We start from the raw sequence: 21090 nt of genomic DNA, 5'->3' as shown, positions 1-21090 counted from the left end.
TAAATGAAGAAATTAAAAGTCATGACAGTTGTTGGAACTAGACCTGAGATTATTAGATTGTCAGCTGTAATAAATAAATTAGAAGAATCAAGTGCGATTGAACATACACTTGTTCATACGGGACAAAATCATGATTATGAGTTGAACGAAGTGTTTTTTATAGACTTTAATTTAAAAAAACCGGACTATTTTCTTAATGCAGCTACCGGGACAGCAGTAGAAACAATTGGAAATATACTGGTTAAAATAGATCCTATTATGGAGGAAGTCAAACCAGATGCATTTTTAGTGCTTGGAGATACGAATAGCTGTTTATGTGCAATTGCAGCAAAAAGACGACTTATTCCTATATTCCACATGGAAGCAGGAAATAGATGCTTTGACCAAAGAGTACCGGAAGAAACTAATAGAAAAATTGTAGATCATACAGCAGATATTAATTTAACCTATAGTGATATCGCAAGAGAGTGTCTTCTTAGAGAGGGATTTCCTTCAGATAGAATTATTAAAACTGGAAGCCCTATGTTTGAAGTTCTTAACTCTAGAAAAGACGATATAGAGGGTTCGGATGTATTAGAAAGATTAGACCTAAAAGAAGGTAATTACTTTGTAGTATCAGCTCATAGAGAGGAAAATATTAGTTCAGAAGTCAATTTCCTAGATTTAGTTGATAGTTTAAATGCGATTGCAGAAAAATATAATATGCCAGTAATTTTGAGTACTCATCCAAGGACTAGAAAAATGATTGAGATTAAAGGCGTTGAGTTCAATCCTTTAGTTAAAACTCTGAAGCCTTTAGGGTTTAATGATTATGTTAAACTCCAAATTAAGGCGAAAGCAGTATTAAGTGATAGCGGAACAATTAGTGAGGAATCTTCAATTCTTGGGTTTAGAGCACTTAATATTAGACAAACTCATGAAAGACCAGAGGCAATGGAAGAAGCAGCAGTTATGATGGTTGGATTAAGGAAAGAGAGAGTCTTACAAGGAATGGAAATATTAAAAACACAAGAAAATGGCACATTAAAGCTTGTAAGCGATTATAGTATGCCTAATGTATCCGATAAGGTTCTGAGAATAATATTATCATATACTGATTATGTGAATAGAGTTGTCTGGGGGAAAACCCAGTGAAAGTATTACAGATAAATTCCGTATGTGGAATAGGAAGTACAGGAAGAATTGCAACTGATATACATGCAATCTTAAAAGAACAAGGTCACAAAAGCTATATAGCTTTTGGAAGAGAGAATCCGATAAATTGTGATAGTGCCCTCAGAATAGGTAATAAATATGATAATTATAAACATGTAACTATAACAAGGATATTTGATAGACATGGGTTCGGATCTAAAAGAGTAACTAGGGATTTTATTACTGTGTTAAAGACACTTAATCCGGATGTTATTCATTTGCATAATATTCATGGATACTATTTAAATATAGAACTTTTCTTTGAATACTTAAAAGAATCTAACAAACCTGTAATATGGACACTCCATGATTGTTGGAGTTTCACAGGCCATTGTACTTATTTTGATGATATAGGTTGTAATAAATGGATGTCTTTATGCCATAGTTGCCCGCAGAAAAAATCATATCCAAGTAGTATGTTATTAGATAATTCAAAACAGAATTTTAAAATTAAAAAAGAAATTTTTACTGATGTTAAAAACCTAAAAATAGTAACTGTTTCTAAATGGTTGAGAAGTGTAGTCGAGAAATCCTTTTTAAACGAGTATCCTATTAAAGTAATTGAAAACGGGATTGATTTAAATATATTTAAACCAGTTTATAGTGATTTTAAAACAAAATATAATATTGAAAATCAATATGTATTACTTGGAGTAGCTAGTGAATGGGAAGAGAGGAAAGGACTTAGGTACTTTTTAAAGTTGTCTGAAAATCTAGAAGACAATTATAAAATTGTTCTAGTTGGTTTGAACAAAGAACAGATTAATACTTTGCCTAAAAATATTATTGGTTTGCCCAAGACTAATAATATTCAAGAATTAATTGGTATATACTCATCTGCAGATATTTATCTAAATTTAAGTGTTGAAGAAACAATGGGGTTAACTACGGTTGAAGCTTTAGCATGTGGTACCCCTGTAATCGTTTTTAATGCAACAGCTTTACCAGAAATTGTAGATCAGAACTGTGGATTGGTGGTAGATAAAGGAGATATATCAATGCTTAAAGAAGCTATTTTTACGCTAAAATCTGAAGCAATCACAAAAAATTCTTGTATTAATAGGGCTAAATTATATGAGAAAAATAAAAAATATAATCAATATATAAATTTGTACACCGAGTCTTTGTTGTGAATTTATATTTGGATTTGGGGAAATTTTAGATGAGGGGAATAATTGTCCTAGCAAGTTTATGTATAGCAAACTTAAATTATGTTTTGTATAATTCATTAGGATTGAATCCGATAGAAAAAAGTAGTATCAGAATAATATCTATATCCTTATTATTATTTTCGATTTTAATACAAAAAAACGCTATAAAAATAAGACCTATTGATTTGGTTTGGTTTTTCTTTAGCATGACTGCACTTTTTGGGTTTAGTTTCAATGATAAAATTTTTAACTTCAGTTATTTATTATTAGTAATTATAGTTTCAAGAAGTATTTCTATCGATAAATATTATAAATATTTTAATTATTTTAACCTTTTTGTTGCATTCCTTCTAATAATATTTCTACAATTAGGAATTACCCAAAATGTCGAACAGATTATTGGGGATAGAGTAAGAAGTACATTTGGATTTAATAATGTAAATGCATTTTCTAATTTAGAGTATTCTATATTAATGGTCTATTTATTATCAAGGAAAACTATCAAATTAACTCATATCATTATTAATTTAATTGTTTTAACTTTTATTTTTAACTATACAGATACTAGAAGTGTACTATATAGTATTTTAATTTTTTTATTATTTTATTTTATTCTAAGAAGTTTCATGAAGGAAAATTTAAAATACAAAAATGTATTAAAAGGTTTTATTACCATTATTTGTATAATCCCTTTAGTTTTATCTGTAGTTTCTCCATTTCTTTTAAAAAACTATCCAATATTAGATAAAATTTTTAGTCTGAGATTAACTTTAAATACATTTTATTTAGAAACTAATACCATGAAAACCTTTTTGTTAGGGGGGACAACGGAAAGAGACGTTGATAACGGTTATTTATTATTATTGTGCTCAATGGGTATTACTTTCTTTATCTTTAGTTTAGTGTTAATTGTTAAATCACTAAATATCTTAATTGATGCAGCTGATAGTAAATCTGTTTCATTTATTATTAGTTTTTTGTATTACAATGCCTTGGAGTCTTTATTAGTAAGACCCGAATTATTTATTGGTTTATTATTTTGGATGTTAATCTATAAGACGGCAACTGAGAAAAGAGATAGAGGGAAAGCTTTAGTATAAAAATACTATAATAATCGGATTAAACTATTTATTTAGTGTAACATATAGTATTTGTGTCTTTACCTGAGAATAATACCTAGTACCATATTTTAATAACAAAGATCCTATTAAGAGAGGTAACAAGGATGGTCCTTTTTATATGTAGTACACCATACCATATATATAACGCGGTTAGCTTGGTAAATACTATATATAGTGATAGTGAGAAAGACTTATATATACTTGACCATTCCGCAAGTAATTATGAAATATATTTGAATTTAAAGGGAGAAAAAATATTCGATAACATCCTTTTTTTGAGAACAAAGAATTTAACTGGAGGAGGAAGCAGCATTCCTTTGATCCGTTATTACAATTCTTTTAAACATTTATTAAATTCAAGATATGTAACCAATCAGATTTTTAATGACAAAGTTTATGATAGTATCTTTATTTCTTCCCCGGATATCCCTAGTCAATTAATATATTACTTTTATAAAAATAAAACTAATGCTACTCAACTATTTATGTATGAGGATGGAACATTTGCTTATAGTTATTTTGATTTTCAATTTAATTTTTTTAAAAAACTTTTTATAAAGGTTATTTTTGGAAGAGACATAATGAATGAACATACTGGGGTATATGTTTACAGACCAGAATTTTTACAAACTAATAAAATGGTCAAAATAAATAAACTGCCTTCTATAAATAAAAAAGATATTAATATTAAGAACCTATTAAATAAAATAATGAATTATCAAGACTCTTATCAGAGGGAATTAGATAAACCATATATATTTTTTGATCAAGCTTTTCAGTTTAATTCGAGTATGAATCGAGGGAAGCAGCTTTTACAGTTTATAATAACAAAGACAGAATCAGATAAAGTAACTGTAAAGTTACACCCTAGAACAGTTAAGAGTACATATGAAAACTTATGTAAGGTTACTAATTTACCGATACCATTTGAATTATTTGAGCTTAATAATGAAGTTGAGGAAAAAGTATTAATTTCAATAAGTTCTACTGCCTGTTTAAACCCTAAAATAGTATATGATGAAGAACCTTATGTAATATTGTTGTTCAAGTTACTGGATAATTCTATACAGCAACCATTAAATAGTACATTTTATGATATAGTTTTTAAGGTGAAGAATAGTTATAGAGATATAAATAAGTTTTTCATACCTGAAACAATTGAAGAATTAGAAAATATTCTTAATGTATTAGAGAGCAACAAGGAATAGTGCCTGGTTTTAAGACTTTCTCATAATTATTGGTAAAACCAAGATTATATAAAAAATAGGAATGTTAATATGTATATATAAATAAAGAAGTGTGGGATTATAATTTTTTATCAGGAAAATAACCCTATAAACAAGGTTATGCAGAAAGAAAGTTTGGACGATGGTAGTTGGCTAATCAAACCTATAAATAAGGTTATGTGAATAATCGATGTATTCTGTTGTAGAAAGAATCAGGTGAATGTACCGTGGATTTAACCTTAATGAAAGTAAAAAAAAATGCTCATACTATTAAACATTAAGATTCATCATCACCTTTTGTGATTTAACATAAAAATTGGAAAATATTTTGATATAGGTATTTCCACAAGCCAAGATTGTGATTGATAAGTACCATGTAGAAAGCCCAGTTTACCCTGTGAATAGCAATGAAAACCTCAAAGATTGGCAAAAGGAACGACTCAATAAACTCCTTGAAGACCATGAAAATTTATTTTATGTGTTTTTCCTAAAAAACGTTTTCGTGACTTTTACCAATCGAATGATTTTGAGACGCCGCTCAGTTATTTAAGCTTAAAAATAACAAACACCGCCATCACAAACAATGATGAAGAGACATAAAAAATAATTAAAGTCTTATAATATTATTTACTATTAACAGCATTTTTGAAGAAAATGGGTTGAGAATTAAATGAAAAGTAAATTATTAAAAAATGATACGTTATCAAATATTACTTCTTTAGGAGCTGCAACTTTAACTAATGCATTATTGTCTTTCTTAATCGGTGTATTAACAAGGAATATCCTTGGACCTGAACAATATGGGTATTGGGTTTCTGTTACATTGATATTTACTTTTACTCCCTTATTTCATTTAGGAACCTTAAATGCAATGAATAGGCAGGTGCCATTTTTCCTAGCAAGAAATGATTTGAAAAAAGTCCAAGAAATTAGAGAGTCAGTTTTTTCTTTTTTATTTACAGTACCTATTTATATAATTGTATTATTATTATTTACAAGTATATTTATGTCTTTTTCAGATATACCTAATGAATATAAATCTGGATTATTCCTAGTAACGGTAATTGTGTTTTTTAGTTATCTATCAAATTATGTTGAAATGTATTTTAAGTCTCAACAGGATTTTAAAAAAACTTCAAAGTTAGTTTCCATTAGAAGTATTACACAGTCTGTGTTAACTTTATCATTTGTAGTCTGGTTTGGCTACTTAGGCATGTATTTAGGCATGTTACTTGCCTTAATAATACAGGTGTTTATAGCTAGAAAGGTAATTCCATTTAAAAGAAAAAAAGGTAATTCAAGTAATTTCAAGGAATTAATTAAGGTTGGATTCCCAATACTGTTAGTCGGGATTGTTTGGGGTATAACGATTGCATCAGATAGATTTATAATAACTATATTTATGACTCCACAAGACTTAGGAAACTATAGTGTAGGAATGTTTGTATTTAGTACTGTAATGCTCTTTCCGCAAGTTTTAGATCAAATTTTCTACCCTGAAATTGTAAGTCTGGTTAGTAAAAACAAAGTTATTGAAGTGAAAAAACTTTATTTCAAGGTAAATAAAATTTTGGCATTAATAATGCTAGGAATAGTTATATGTGGGTACTTTTTATTGCCATATTTTATTAAATGGTATATGCCAGAGTATAATGAAGGTATTAAAACTGCACAAATACTACTCTTTGGAGTCTACCCCCTAACATTAGTCGGAATAGCGGCCAATTACTTTAATTCTACAGATAATCAAAAAGTATATGTTTCTATCCAATTATTTTGTATATTGTTAAATGTTATATTAAGTATTGTATTTCTGCATTACGTTTATTCGATTAGTTCAGTTGCTTTAGCAACTTCTATATCATTTTTTATTTATTGTATTTTAATGAATATCGTTTTTCTAATAAAAATAAGAAAACAAATAAATTCTGAAAAAATATCGTAATATTTAAGATGGTTTTATGATAAACAAAAAAAACAAGTGGTAAAATGGAGTGATTGTTTGTGAATATATTAGCAGTTATCCCTGCAAGAGGTGGTTCCAAAGGTATACCACGAAAAAATGTTAGATTGATGAATGGAAAACCTTTAATATCCTATTCAATTGAAAATGCTAAATCGTGTGAATGGATTACAGATGTAGTAATAACAACTGATGACGAAGAAATTATAGGTATTGCTAAATTAAATACTGTTGCCTATGTTGAAAGGTTAAAAGAATTAGCAGAAGATAACGTTACTTTGGATCCAGTTATCTATGACGCAGTACTCAAAATGGAAAAAGAAAAAAATATAGGATATGACTTTATCGTAACGCTTCAACCAACTTCTCCATTGTTAAAAAGTTCTACTTTAAATAATGCCATTGAAAGCTTTATAAACAGTGGGATGGATACTTATATAAGTGCTGTTAATATTCCACATTTATCATGGTCGGCAAATGAAAGTGGATATTTCCCTAATTATGAAGAACGAGTAAATAGACAACAGCTACCTCCTAACTATATTGAAACAGGTGCCTTTTTTATTACAAAAAGAGAATATGTTAAACCAAATAGTCGTATGGGACAGGACGTTTCTATTTTTGAGGTTCCTGAAGAAGAATCTGTGGATATTGATACTAAAAGTGATTGGTTAATTTGTGAAAATGCTTTGAAAAGGAAAAGAATTATATTTCGTGTTGATGGATACAAGGAGCTAGGTATGGGACATATATATCATTGTCTAACCTTAGCCTATAATTTGACAGGTCATGAAATAATGTTTGTTACAAAAGAAAAATGTACAGAAGGGGTAAATAAGATTAAAAGTAGTTATATGCCTTATACCCTAATTAATTCTGATGAGGAGTTCTTTGATTTTTTAGTTGAATGGGATGCAGATATAGTTGTTAATGACTGCCTGGATACTGATGAAAATTACATTCAAAAATTAAAAAAAATTGTAAGTAAAGTCATAACTATAGAAGATTTGGGTGAAGGTGCTGAGTATGCCGATGCTGTAATTAATGCCCTTTATAATAAGGAGAAGAAATTATCTAACGAATATTATGGGGAAAGCTATGTTTGTCTTAGGGATGAATTCCTGATTAATAAGCCTAAAACATTCTCTAAAGAAGTAAAAAACATTTTGGTAATATTTGGAGGTACGGATCCTTCGAACTTAACCAAAAAAATATATCATTTCGCTACAAAAATAAACAAGAATAATCCAAGGTTTGAATTTAATTTTATTACCGGCAAAGGATATAACAGTGAGGATAATGGTATTTATACCCTTGAAGATAAAAAAATATTTGTCCTTAACGATGTTAAAAGGGTAAGTGATTATATGATAAATGCTGATATAGCATTTACCTCACAAGGTAGAACTGTATTTGAATTGGCATCATTAGGAATTCCTTCTATTGTCTTATCTCAAAATGAAAGAGAACAATTGCATACCTTTGCCCAAATGCAAAATGGATTTATGAATTTAGGACTAGGAAAAAATATATCTATCGGGACTATTGAGTCCACCTTTAAATGGTTGGTAGAAGCACATCAGATTAGGCATGAAATGAGAGAGCTAATGTTGAGACATGATTTGAAAAAAGGGATAAAAAGAGTGATTGATATAATTTTAAAGGAGGACTAAGATAATGAATACAATTATTGAACGAGCTAAAGATGATAAATTTGTTTTAATAGCTGAGATAGGTGTAAATTACTATGACATAGCTAAAAAAATGCAGATTTCTGTAATGGAAGCAGCAAAACTAATGGTAAAGGAAGCCAAAAAGGCAGGTATTCATGCTGTGAAATTCCAAACATATAAAGCTGAAACATTAGCTGCTAAGGAATCGCCTTCCTACTGGGATACAAATGAAGAAGCCACCACTTCACAGTTTGAACTCTTTAAAAAATTTGATAGCTTTACTTATGAAGACTATAAAGAAATAGCTCAATATTGTAATGATTTAGGAATTGAGTTTTTATCAACTGCATTTGATATAGAATCAGCTGACTACCTTTATGATTTAATGAATGTTTATAAAATATCCTCCTCAGATTTAAATAATATACCGTTTGTTGAGTATCAGGCTAAGAAAGGTAAGCCTATACTTTTATCGGTTGGAGCTGCAAATGTAGAAGAAATTGATCAAACCATTTCAACGATTAGAGAGCATAATGATCAGTCTATTGTTTTAATGCACTGTGTACTAGAATACCCAACTCCTTGTAGTCATGCTAACCTTAATAAGATAGTTAGCTTAAAGAACAGATATCCAGATGTAATTATTGGTTATTCTGACCATACAAAACCCGATGTTGATGCAGATATAGTTAAAACGGCCTTTAATTTAGGAGCAAATGTAGTAGAGAAACATTTTACGCTGGATAAAACTTTACCTGGTAATGACCATTATCATGCGATGGACCCTAGTGATGCGAAAAAGATAGTTCAAGGTATTGAGTTTATTCAAAAAATTAGAGGATCGTATGAGATTAATTACCTTGAATCAGAATTAACTTCTAGACAGAATGCTAGAAGATCTTTAGTTGCAGCATATTCTATTAAAAAGGGCCAGATTATTACTAACGAAATGCTTACTTTTAAAAGACCTGGTACAGGTATTTCACCTGCAGATATAAAGAATGTTATTGGGAAAGTAGCTGTAATGGATATATCAGAAGACTCAATTCTTCAGTATGAAATGATTAAGGAATAACCCTTCGTTATTTATAGAAGAAATTGCTTGTTGAATATTAAAAAATTATAAGAGAAATAATATTTCATTTTATATTTAAAGTTTTTTTAATTGGAAGGGAGGTAAATTTATGAACATACTAGTAACCGGCGGTGCCGGATATATAGGCTCACATACCTGTATTGCTCTTTTAGAAGCAGGATATTCAGTCATTATTGCCGATAACCTTTCTAACAGTAAGAGTGAGATTGTTATAAAAATTATGGAAATAACTGAAAAAGAAGTAACTTTTTACGAGATTGATGTAACAGATGCTGAAGCTGTTGATAATATTTTTAGAAATTCCAAGATTGATGGAGTTATTCATTTTGCAGGATTTAAGGCAGTAGGTGAGTCTACAGAGAAACCTCTGGATTATTATTATAATAACATCGTAAGTACAATGGTTCTTATAAAAGCTTGCCAGAAATTTGGTGTAAATCGTTTTGTCTTTAGCTCATCAGCAACAGTTTACGGGGATAATAAAGTTCCATTTGTAGAGTCAATGGACTTGTTGCTAACGACTAATCCCTATGGTGAAACAAAAGCTATGAGTGAGCGAATTTTAATCGATATAGCAAAGGCAAATCCAGCTCTTTCGGTATCAATTCTTAGATATTTCAACCCAGTAGGAGCTCATGAGAGCGGTTTAATTGGTGAAGCTCCTAATGGTATCCCCAATAATCTTTTGCCATATGTATCTCAAGTAGCAAAAGGTAAACTTGAGAAATTACGTGTGTTTGGTAACGACTACCCAACAGTGGATGGAACAGGGGTTCGAGATTATATTCATGTAGTTGATCTTGCTGAGGGGCATGTTGCAGCATTAGATAATCTTAAAGAAGGTGCTCATGTTTATAACTTGGGAACTGGTCAAGGTACCAGCGTCCTAGAGTTAGTGAAAGCTTTTGAAGAAGCTAATGGTATTAAAGTTCCTTATATAATAGTGGATTGCAGACCTGGAGATATTGCTTCATGCTATGCAGACACTTCAAAAGCAAAGCGGGAACTAGGCTGGACGGCGAAACGTGATATTATCGCCATGTGCAGAGATGCTTGGCGTTTTGAGAAGAATAATAAAGAATTACAGAATTCTAAATAAGATTATTTCCCGCTAGGCCTAATAGCTTGGCGGGCTTTTTTGTTTTTCGTTTTTGATAAGTTAGTTTTGACCCACTTTTATAAGTTTTGATTACATTAAAAGTGAACCTTTGATTTCCAATTCTGTAAGCCCGTATTCAAACAACGCATATAAAATGAAAGGCACCTCGGGTACGATAAACGTATCTAATTAAAGGAGGTGCTTTTCCATGCCTCCACAAAAACTTACCATCGTCCCTGTTACATTGCATATCAAAAAAGAAAATATTCTTACTGCGAATGCAGCCACACTTTCCCCCGATCCTGTTTGCACGGTCAAAGCAGCCGGCATAGAAGTCTCCTTCTTCCATGGCGTGGGTGAGCATATCTATTTTTGACACCCCTAAATTTCCGAAAGTTGACGGTATTGCCTGTGCCTGTCCATAATTAGTCGAATATAATGTCCATATTTATATCTAAACATTTCGACATTAATTTCATATAACTTTTGACCTGTCATCAACGGTGCTAAAATACCCAATATCAGCGGTTTAAAATTCCCCAATAATAACAGATAATTGTCTAATCACTTAAGAGGGTTGGAGTGTTTGAGACGATGCTGAAGACTGGGGAATTTTTTATGATAAGAGAATTACATCAAAAAGGATGGACAAAAACAGCTATAGCTGAAGAGACAGGGTTTGATCGTAAAATAGTAAGTAAATACATAAATCAAGATCAATTACCTCAATCATCTAAGCGTAAAGTTAGGGAGAGTAAATTAGCAACATTTAAGCCTTATCTTCTTCAAAGGATTCAAGAGGGAACAACAAATTGCATGGTGCTATTTGAGGAAATTCAAGCCATGGGATACGAGGGAAAAACAACTATCCTCCGAGAGTTTATAAAACCCTATCGGGTTCAACCGAAAAAACAAGCCACTGTACGATTTGAAACAACACCAGGAAAACAAGCTCAGATGGATTGGGCGGATGTAGGTATGTATGAAGTAGATGGTAAGCTTCAAAAAGTTTATGCATTCATCATGGTTTTAAGTTATTCCAGAATGAAGTATGTGGAGTTTACAACAGATATGAAATTAGAAACTCTGATGAAATGCCACATGAATGCCTTCGCATACTTTAACGGTCTACCGGAACAGATTCTCTATGACAATATGAAAACAGTCGTCACGAAGCATAGTCCAGTAGAGATTCGATTTAATAGAACGTTTGAAGATTTTCTAGCCTATTATGGAATCATCCCAAAAGCATGTAAACCTCATCGTCCACAAACCAAGGGGAAAGTGGTAAGAACGGTTCTATATGTAAAGAATAATTTCTTCCAAAGAAAACATGAACCTACAATATACGCCTTAAATCATGATATCCGTATATGGCTTGATCAAACAGCGAATCAAAAGAAGAATCAAACAACTAATGAACCACCGGTTCAACGCCTACAACACGAACAAAGGTTTCTTCAGACTTGGGGAACAAAACCCCTCTTCCCGACTAGTCATTGGGAGATACGTGAAGTAAGCCGGGATTGTTTCATCTCTTATTTAGGCAAAAAGTATTTCGTCCCTTTCCGGTATGCGGGATATAAAGTAAAGGTTAAAGTAACCTTGGATCATCAAATTGAAATCTATGATGAGAAGGAGTGCTTGGCTCAACACCCTATTTTAACGGGTAAAACGAGTGTTCATGTGAAGCTAGAGCATTATGAAGGATTACACAAAACAGGAAAAGAGCAGGAACATGAGAATCCCACTGGTTTGGCGGCCAAAGATTCTGGAACTGTCCCTACTCCTATTGTTGAAACACGTTCTCTAGCTTCTTATGCTGCTCTGGAAGAAGGTGATTCAATATGAAAAACCAACTCGAAGAGCAGCTAGAGAATCTTGGTTGGCAGGAAATAGCCAACCAATTAGATGATCTTTTAGAGAACGCTTCTAGAAATAATGTATCATATTTTGATTTTTAGCACACTCTTGTTTTGAGAGAAACTGAAGCTAGACAGGGGAATCTCCTGTCCAACAGGATGAAGAGCGCCAAGCTTCCTTACATGAAGAACATCCATGATTTTGAGTATACGTTTCAGCCTAGTGTAAGTGAACAGCGTGTGAAGGAAACCTTGACTTGTAGGTACATCGCAAATGGGAAAAATAGGATTCTATTTGGTCCACCAGGTGTAGGAAAAACCCATTTAGCAATATCCTTTGCCGTAGAAGCTATTACACAAGGATACACTGCGTTATTTTTAACAGCTGATGAAGTGGTATCAGAATGCCGAAAGGCAGAATCAAAAGGAACTCTCCATCGCTTAGTTAACAAATGGAGCCGCCTCAATTTACTCCTCATAGACGAGGTAGGATATTTTCCATTTGATGAACTAACAGCCAATATCTTTTTTCAGGTGGTGTCCAAACGATATGAAAATGGGGCTATGATCTTAACATCTAATAAATCATTTATTGAATGGGGAAAAGTATTTGGGGATGATGTTTTAGCTACAGCGATTCTAGATCGACTCCTTCATCACTCTGTCACTTTTAATATCAAAGGAGAGTCCTATCGCCTCAAAGAAAAGAAAAAGGCTGGAATGTTCCCAGCCAAAGTAACTGAGTAACCGATATAAATGGGGACTTTTATTCCGATGACAATGGGGAAAAATAAACCGGCGTTGACATGACCAACAAAATTAGATATAGAGGATTTTCTCAGCCGACTTTTTATCGACATAGATAAAGTAATGAGTGGGAAAAATCTTTTGATTAACAACTTCGAATTTTGTAAATTCTAGTAACAAAGGATTCTCTTGTAATGTTTGTGTGTTGCTAACATTATTGCCACAAATTCTAAATCGTTTTCCTGTTTTTGTGTCAAGTCACAAAAAGTGATAATAATTCTTTATTATTGACATTATCAGTAAGGTGAGGTAAATTATCAATAAAATTCTTTATAAAGAACGATATTTCAACAATATAGTTTAAACTTTTTGAAGCCCATCTAAAATTTTCTTACCTACATCTTCTATTCTGTACTTTTAAAAATATTTAAGTTATAAACAATAAAATAAGAATAAGAATACAGGGAGAATAACAATGGAAAATAGTTTTAATCTGGAAAAAGAATTATTTCCAAATGAATTAAAGTTATTACTAGAAATTTTAGCTATGGAAAAAGAAGAAATAGATGATTACTTTTCAAGTTATTCTTTTAAGGAGATTGATTGGAAGCTATTTCTTCAATTAACTATGCATCATCGTGTTTATCCCGTCATTTATTCAAAATTAAAAATGTTAGATGATAAACTGATACCCCAATTTGTTGTTCAAACTTTATACCAAGAATATCATAAGAACACATTTAGCATGCTTGCGCTATGCGGGGAAATGGAACGAATAAGTAAATTATTTACCGAGAACCACATTTCTACCCTATTTTTAAAAGGGCCAGTAATCGCTGCCGATATTTACGGAGATATTTCATTAAGAACATCTAAGGATTTAGATATTTTTATTCCGATAGATTCCCTTCAAAAAGCAGATAAACTTCTTCTAAGTTCTGGGTATGAAAAAAAGTTAGAACCGTATATCTTAAATGAATGGAAATGGAGAATACACCACATCGTTTATTACCATCCTGCAAGAAATATTCAGCTTGAAATTCATTGGAGACTGAATCCATTTCCTTCGAGTGAACCTAAATTTAAAGAACTCTGGAAAAGAAAAAGAGTAAGTACAATAACTAGCCACCCAGTTAATTTTTTAGGAAAAGAGGATTTATTTTTATTTCTTATTTCTCATGGTTCCAGACATGCTTGGTTTCGTCTTCGCTGGCTTTTAGATATTGATAAGTTGGTAAGAGGCGGAATCAATCTTAACAAGGTGAACATACTTTTAAAAAACTACCAAATTCTCCATCTAGTTGGGCAAGCACTAATTTTATCTTCGCTCCTATTAAAAACTCCAACTAATGAAGATATGAACCTATTGATTGTTAAAAGTCGTTCAAAGGAATTAGCATATAAGGCACTACCTTTTATAAAAGATATTTTGCCATTAGACATCACCATGTCCAGCATTTACTATAAACGATATCGTTTATCCTTAAATTCAAAAAATCTGCAGAAAATATATTCAATAATGGTTTTGTTTTATCCTAGTTCTGCTGATGCAATGACATTGAGGTTACCTAAAACCCTTCATTTTTTATATTTTCCATTGCGTCCATTTTTATGGGCAATTAGAAAATCAAGAACAAATGCGGGAATTTCTCGAAATTAAATGATAATAATATGTGCGGAATATTTCTAATAGAAATTAAACTAAATTACCAAAGAGTTTAAGGTGTACTTATAAAATATATTATTAACTAAGTAAATCATAGCAAAATATTACAAAAGACATCTTAATTCCAACGCTTTAGTTTTAAATATTGACACATTTCTTAAAATAGAGTATTTTTACATTAAATAGTTCTTTATTAAGAACATTTTGTGTTCATGATTATTCTTTCAAGAAAGTTGGAATAATCTTAAATTGTTACAATGGGGGATAAGATGAGTGCTATTACGGGTGTCTTTCATTTAGGCAGGGGGGTTTTGAATGATCAATACGGCCATGTTTTAATGAGGGGTTTTTTGAGATATCCTGCCGATCAAATCGGGACTTGGCATTCTGACAAAGTTTTTCTGGGCTGCCATGCTCAGTGGATTACTGCTGAGTCTGTGGGTGAGGTGCTGCCGTATTATGATTCTGAAAGGCAGTGTGCCATTACTGCAGATGCTATTATCGACAACAGAAGTGAATTGTTTGGAAGGCTGCAGGTTGAAGCATCGGAGCAGACATCCATGACAGACAGTGAAATCATTCTTCTTTCTTACTATAAATGGGGAGAGGATGCTCCGAAGTTTTTGGTTGGTGATTTTGCTTTTATGATATGGGATCAGAAGAATCATACGCTGTTTGGTGCCAGAGATTTTTCGGGAAGCAGGACCCTTTACTATCATGAAAATTCTGAAAATTTAGCCTTTTGTTCTACGATTGACCCGCTGTTGTCACTTCCATATGTTCAGAAAAAACTCAACGAAGATTGGCTTGCAGATTATTTGGCGGTTTCTGGCATGATAGATGCTGTCGATTCTTCACTGACTCCTTATCAAACGGTAAAGCAAGTGCCTCCTTCACACAGTATTACAATAGAAAAAAATAAAGTATATGTTAAAAGATATTCATACTTAACTCAAGGTAAGCGGCTAAAGCTAAGTTCTGATGAAGAATATGTAGAAGCGTTTCAGAGTGTTTTTCAGGAAGCGGTAAATTCGCGGTTAAGAACTAATCGAAATGTCGGTTCACAGCTAAGCGGAGGCCTAGATTCTGGTGCCGTTGTAGGCTTTGCTGCTAGAAAGCTGCAAAGCGAGGGAAAGCCGCTCCATACATTCAGCTATTTTCCTCCCGATGATTTTAAAGACTTTACACCCAAATACTTATTGGCAGATGAGCGGCCCTATATCAAATCTACTGTCGAGTATGTGGGGGGGATTACCGATCATTATGATAACTTTACGGGGAGAGATTCCTACTCAGAAATTGATGATTTTCTAGACGTTCTGGAAATGCCTTATAAATTTTTCGAGAACTCATTTTGGTTAAAAGGCATGTTTGAAAACGCCTATAAAGAAAACATAGGGGTTTTGCTGAATGGTGACCGTGGCAACTTCTCCGTGTCCTGGGGTTTCCCCTTAGAATATTATTCTATTCTATTAAAAGGGTTGAAATGGATTCGTCTTAATCAAGAGTTGCTTCAGTATCAAAGATGTGTTGGCGGCGGCTCAAGAAAGCGGAATCTGCAATATATTGCGAGGATTGCTTTTCCGATAATAGATCGGGTCAAGCCCGATAGCACATCCTACAAAATACCTTCATTAATTAACCCTGCATTTGCTGAAAGAACTAAAGTGTATTCTAAATTTAACGAATATGGAATAGATCAATCAGGCTGGTATTCCAATACAAACATCTTTTTTGAAAGAAAAAAGCACTTTGAAGACATTTTCCAGTGGAATGCAGGAAACACACTAACATCCAAGCTTTCTTTAAGATACTCGTTATGGAAACGTGATCCTACCAATGATTTGCGTGTCATCCGCTTCTGTTTATCACTTCCGGAAAACCAATATGTTCAGAAAGGCATAGACCGGGCATTGATTAGAAGGGGTACAGAAAATTATTTACCGGACAAAATCAGAATGAATCAGCGCATTCGAGGGGTGCAGGGTGCTGATTGGGTGCACAGGATGATTCCGAAGTGGGATTTAATTAAAAATGAACTCCAGCAGATTGGTTCCGATGATTGTGCAATGGAATATTTAGATGGACAAACCATTAAGACAGCGTTATCAAAACTGAAAGACGTACCAAGTCCAGAAGCCGCAACAGACCCGAATCTTAAATTTTTAATGAGAAGTTTAATAGTGGGAAGGTTTCTTAAAAGGTTTGATTAAAGGAGGTGATTACAATGAAAAAGGTTTGGACAAAACCTGTATTGGAAGTCTTGGATGTTAATAAGACCATGCTGGGGACTAGTGGTGATTACACTGATGCTGCTTTTCCAGAAAATACCCCAAGAGGAAAAATAACATTTAGAAGTTAATTAACCTATGTAAAATAGAACTAATCAAATTATCGTAACAAGTCCCTATACCATATAGGGGCTTTATAAAAAAAATCAGCCGTTATATTTGAATGGGAGCGAGTTAGTGATGATTAGTACTCTATCGAAAACCATATATAAAGCTTTCGGATTAACCCTTTCAAGTGATATTCATCTGCCTGAACTGCCTCTACGTAAGCTGGATGTTGAATATCAGTCTGATGTCGTCATTGAAGAAGCTGAGCTGTATGACATGTGGTCTGCACACTCTGAACCAGGAGATGATTTTGTCATCAAGCAAAATTTGGTGATGTACCATTTGGACGAAAAAGCCATATTCCTCGTTCAGGATGGAAACAAAATATTCTATTCTCCATTTGAAGGCAGCCACGAGCGTGAGATTCGCCTATACTTGCTTGGCACCTGTATGGGGGCCATTTTATTGCAGCGGGAAATCATGCCTATTCACGGAAGTGCAATCGCGATAAACGGAAAGGCTTATGCTATTGTTGGTGATTCTGGTGCAGGGAAATCCACTCTCGCTTCGGCCTTAATGAAGAGAGGATATCGATTGCTGAGTGATGATGTGATTCCGGTCACATTGAATGATAACCATCAACCAATTGTCACACCTTCCTATCCGCAGCAGAAATTATGGCTTGATAGCCTGAAGCATTTTGGTATGAAATCCACCCGGTATCAGCCGCTTATTGTCAGGGAAGATAAATTTGCAGTTCCTGTTCCCTCACAGTTTGCTGCTGAATCCTTGCCGCTTGCTGGTGTGTTTGAATTGGTTACTGATGACAGTGATGCGATAGAAATACAGCAGTTTTTAGGTTTAGAGCGATTTTATAAGCTGTTTTATCATACGTACCGGAATTTCTTTATTCAGCGTTCCGGTTTAATGGAGTGGCATTTTAATCTTTGTACAAAAATGATTAATCAATTCGGCTTTTATCAGCTGCGGCGACCAGTAAATCGTTTTACGGCAAATGACTTAGCAGACATGATCGTAAAAACAATACATGGCGGAGGGAAAAGATCATGATTCGTACTCATTCATTCACAAAAGAAAGTATGGTTAGCCAAAGTCCAGGGAACATCGTCAGCAATATGGATGGAGAAAAAGTGATGTTAAGCATTGAAAAGGGCAAGTATTATAATCTTGGGGTATTAGGCGGAGAAATTTGGGATCGTATAAAAGAGCCAATATCCCTTCAAGATTTGTGCAGTAATCTAACCTCCCAGTATGATGTTACCCCCGACGAATGTGAACATCAAGTCACTGCCTTTTTAAAACAAATGCTAGATGAAGAATTAATACAACTTAAGGACAGCAATTAATCGTTTCATCATTTTCTGGCTGCAGGAGGAAAATCATGAACATATACAGGAAGGCAAAATCGTTCATAAGATTCGACATGAAAACCAAGCTGCTGTTAATGGAGGCTTTCATCCAGTTAGGCAGAGCCCGGTATCTTAAAAGCATCCCCTTTTCAAAAGTGGCCCCGACTTTAGGAGAACAGCTAAAGGAGACATCGTTTAAAGCGGAAACGCTAGACAAAGAGGTTTTAGTCCGTGTTTCTAAAGCTATTCATATTATGAGCAGGTATACGTTTTGGGAAAGCCAGTGTCTTGTTAAGGCTATAGCCGGGATGAAAATGCTAGAAAAAAGAAACATTGAAAGCACTCTTTATTTAGGGACGGCTAAGGATGAACAGGGAGAGCTTATCGCTCATGCCTGGCTTAGGAGCGGCCCTTTTTATCTGACAGGTGCTGAGGTCATGGAAAGATTTACTGTTGTAGCCCAGTTTGCTAATGAACCAGTTTTGAACCAGCCGGGATAGTTTGTGCCATTGTTTTGGCTTGTATTCTCCTTTTTGAAAGGATAGTGATTATATAAGTGAGGCGGTATTGCCATGAATTTTCTAGTGAATTTGTATCATCTTCTATCTTTTCAACATTCTCTAACATATCGCAGCGGGAAGGAGGATAGATTTTGAGCCATCTTTGGTATTTTACCAAGCAAATCTACCGTTACTCCGGCAGGGTTCTTTATATCAATCTACTATGCATGATTTTCATAGGATTGATTGAAAGTGCAGGAATTTTTTTATTGATTCCTTTAATTGGCTTAACTGGCATTCTTGATATCAACATAGGGAAGCTTCCTGTACTAAAAGCAGTAAATGTCTTCTTCCAATCCATGCCTGAAACAGTAAGCCTTGTGATTATTTTGGGTGCTTATGTTTTGCTGATGATTGGACAAAGTATTTTCAAGCGGCAGCAGACCATATTAGGCGCAAAGATTCAGCAGAATTTTATCAGGCATGTAAGAGATGAGACCTATAAAAGCCTGCTGGGAGCAAATTGGGGATTTTTTCTTAAAAAAAGGAAATCCGATATTATCAATATCATGACAAATGAAACCTTTCATGTAAGTGCTGGCATCCAACTATTTCTGCAGTTTTTATCCTCCTTTGTGTTTACGTTTATTCAAGTAGGAATCGCCTTTTATTTATCTATCAAAATGACGGGTTTCCTTTTATTTTTTGGTGTGTTGCTGATTGCTTTTTCGAAAACCTTCATTAGAAAATCACAATCACTTGGGAAGGAACAAGTTCTGCTGACGCAAACATATTTAGCTGGCATAACTGATCATTTTAATGGAATTAAGGATATAAAAAGCAATTCCGTGGAAGAGGTTCATGTGAACTGGTTTCAATCGTTAAATGAAAAAATGGAGAAAAACAGAATTCAATCAACAACGGTGAATTCAACTTCTCAAATGACATTTAAAATTTTCTCTACCTGTTTAATTGCCATTTTTGTCTTTGTTTCGATAAAGATGTTCATGGCTCAAACTGCACAGCTCATGCTGATTACGGTGATTTTTTCAAGACTGTGGCCAAGTATTACAGGCATTCAGTCCAACCTTGAAATGATAGGGGCGATTATCCCTTCTTTCAAAGCAGTAGCAGATCTGCAAAATGAATGCCTGGAAGCGAGGGAGCTTGAAGAGTATCAGAATAAAACAGTAAGCCCAATTAAAATGGAACAGGGCTTTAGCTGCCATCATGTGTTTTTTAGATACAGCAAAAAAGAAAATATCTATGCTCTTCAGGATATTAACATTAACATTCCGGCGAACCGTATGACAGCTGTTGTAGGACGTTCAGGAGCCGGAAAGAGTACGCTGATTGATCTGCTTATGGGATTGAACAAGCCTGAAAGCGGACATGTTAGCATTGATGGAATCCCGCTTAGCGGTGAACGGATAGTATCATTAAGAAAGGCCATGAGTTATATTCCTCAAGATCCGTTTCTGTTTAATGCGACACTGCGGGAAAATTTAATGATCATTAAAGAGAATGCCAGCGAAGAAAGCATATGGGAAGCACTGGAGTTTGCAGCAGCAGCTGATTTTGTCAAAAAGCTCCCTAATGGTCTCGATACATTGATTGGCGACCGGGGAATCAGGCTGTCTGGAGGAGAGAGGCAGCGGATTGTACTTGCCCGGGCTATTCTCAGGAAACCATCAATTCTTATACTAGATGAAGCGACTAGTGCGCTCGATACAGAAAATGAAGCGAAAATACAAGGTGCAATCGACAAGCTAAAGGGAACTATGACCATCATTGTCATAGCCCACAGATTAACCACCATCCGCAATGCAGATCAGGTGCTCGTCATGGATGGGGGGAAGGTGATCCAAATGGGAGAATACCAGGTGCTAGAAAAGGAAAAAAAGAGGGATGTTCAGCGGGATGCTTAGTGTACAAGTGGAATCTACTATGTGATGTAGTAGCAACCTGTTCAATTAGAAGGTTATCGATCTATTAGCGTGAGAAAAAAATTCCGAAATATTAAAGATGTACCCTTCTTTTTTTTACTTTTAATGGTAAAATCTATTGTTATACAAACTAAACA

General features: G+C 33.7%; 17 protein-coding genes and 1 pseudogene. All 18 read left to right on the top strand.

All coding sequences use genetic code 11. The annotated features are described in order from the left end of the window. The first annotated feature begins 3 nt into the window (after positions 1-3). Entirely contained in the window at positions 4-1134 is a 1131-nt protein-coding gene (gene wecB / locus BM126_RS10775) for a non-hydrolyzing UDP-N-acetylglucosamine 2-epimerase (RefSeq protein WP_090989519.1), read from the top strand. Beyond that, on the top strand, positions 1131-2327 hold the full coding sequence (locus tag BM126_RS10770; protein ID WP_090989518.1) for a glycosyltransferase: 1197 nt from the start codon (positions 1131-1133) through the stop codon (positions 2325-2327). The genes wecB and BM126_RS10770 overlap by 4 nt, the downstream gene beginning before the upstream one ends. A 29-nt stretch (positions 2328-2356) precedes the next feature. Next, positions 2357-3445, top strand: coding sequence for a hypothetical protein (locus BM126_RS10765; RefSeq protein ID WP_090989517.1), 1089 nt, complete (start codon positions 2357-2359; stop codon positions 3443-3445). Positions 3446-3570: 125 nt separating this feature from the next. Then, positions 3571-4674, top strand: a complete 1104-nt coding sequence (locus BM126_RS10760) for a polysialyltransferase family glycosyltransferase (protein WP_090989516.1) — start codon at positions 3571-3573, stop codon at positions 4672-4674. 688 nt (positions 4675-5362) lie between these two features. After that, positions 5363-6637: a lipopolysaccharide biosynthesis protein gene (locus tag BM126_RS10755; protein ID WP_090989515.1), complete on the top strand. Its 1275-nt coding sequence runs from the start codon at positions 5363-5365 to the stop codon at positions 6635-6637. Between the two features lie 59 nt (positions 6638-6696). Then, positions 6697-8328, top strand: a complete 1632-nt coding sequence (locus tag BM126_RS10750; RefSeq protein ID WP_090989514.1) for a cytidylyltransferase domain-containing protein — start codon at positions 6697-6699, stop codon at positions 8326-8328. Between the two features lie 4 nt (positions 8329-8332). Then, positions 8333-9403, top strand: a complete 1071-nt coding sequence (locus BM126_RS10745; RefSeq protein WP_090989513.1) for an N-acetylneuraminate synthase family protein — start codon at positions 8333-8335, stop codon at positions 9401-9403. Between the two features lie 109 nt (positions 9404-9512). Next, entirely contained in the window at positions 9513-10523 is a 1011-nt protein-coding gene (gene galE / locus BM126_RS10740) for a UDP-glucose 4-epimerase GalE (protein ID WP_090989512.1), read from the top strand. Positions 10524-10731: 208 nt separating this feature from the next. After that, positions 10732-10899, top strand: a complete 168-nt coding sequence (locus BM126_RS22360; protein WP_177201398.1) for a hypothetical protein — start codon at positions 10732-10734, stop codon at positions 10897-10899. A 218-nt stretch (positions 10900-11117) separates the two neighbouring features. Then, positions 11118-12374 carry an IS21 family transposase gene (istA, locus tag BM126_RS10735; protein WP_256213085.1) on the top strand — a complete coding sequence of 419 codons (1257 nt, stop codon included), beginning with the start codon at positions 11118-11120 and terminating at the stop codon, positions 12372-12374. A 125-nt stretch (positions 12375-12499) separates the two neighbouring features. Further along, positions 12500-13132, top strand: coding sequence for an IS21-like element helper ATPase IstB (gene istB / locus BM126_RS10730; protein WP_305728153.1), 633 nt, complete (start codon positions 12500-12502; stop codon positions 13130-13132). Between the two features lie 475 nt (positions 13133-13607). After that, positions 13608-14792, top strand: coding sequence for a nucleotidyltransferase domain-containing protein (locus BM126_RS10725; protein WP_090989511.1), 1185 nt, complete (start codon positions 13608-13610; stop codon positions 14790-14792). A gap of 275 nt (positions 14793-15067) precedes the next feature. Next, positions 15068-17011 carry a lasso peptide isopeptide bond-forming cyclase gene (locus BM126_RS10720; RefSeq protein ID WP_090989510.1) on the top strand — a complete coding sequence of 648 codons (1944 nt, stop codon included), beginning with the start codon at positions 15068-15070 and terminating at the stop codon, positions 17009-17011. A 14-nt stretch (positions 17012-17025) separates the two neighbouring features. Then, entirely contained in the window at positions 17026-17160 is a 135-nt protein-coding gene (locus BM126_RS21930) for a paeninodin family lasso peptide (protein ID WP_141770062.1), read from the top strand. A 109-nt stretch (positions 17161-17269) separates the two neighbouring features. Then, entirely contained in the window at positions 17270-18208 is a 939-nt protein-coding gene (locus BM126_RS10715; RefSeq protein WP_090989509.1) for an HPr kinase/phosphorylase, read from the top strand. Then, positions 18205-18504, top strand: coding sequence for a lasso peptide biosynthesis PqqD family chaperone (locus BM126_RS10710; RefSeq protein ID WP_090989508.1), 300 nt, complete (start codon positions 18205-18207; stop codon positions 18502-18504). The genes BM126_RS10715 and BM126_RS10710 overlap by 4 nt, the downstream gene beginning before the upstream one ends. A gap of 35 nt (positions 18505-18539) precedes the next feature. Then, positions 18540-19007 carry a lasso peptide biosynthesis B2 protein gene (locus BM126_RS10705; RefSeq protein ID WP_090989507.1) on the top strand — a complete coding sequence of 156 codons (468 nt, stop codon included), beginning with the start codon at positions 18540-18542 and terminating at the stop codon, positions 19005-19007. Between the two features lie 152 nt (positions 19008-19159). Beyond that, positions 19160-20960: pseudogene (locus BM126_RS10700) on the top strand (ABC transporter ATP-binding protein). Positions 20961-21090: the final 130 nt, after the last annotated feature.

It is taken from the genome of Bacillus sp. OV322, assembly GCF_900112495.1.
GTDB lineage: Bacteria > Bacillota > Bacilli > Bacillales > DSM-1321 > Peribacillus.
The sequence above is the reverse complement of the archived record's forward strand: the minus strand, read 5'-3'. Positions and strand labels throughout refer to the sequence as shown.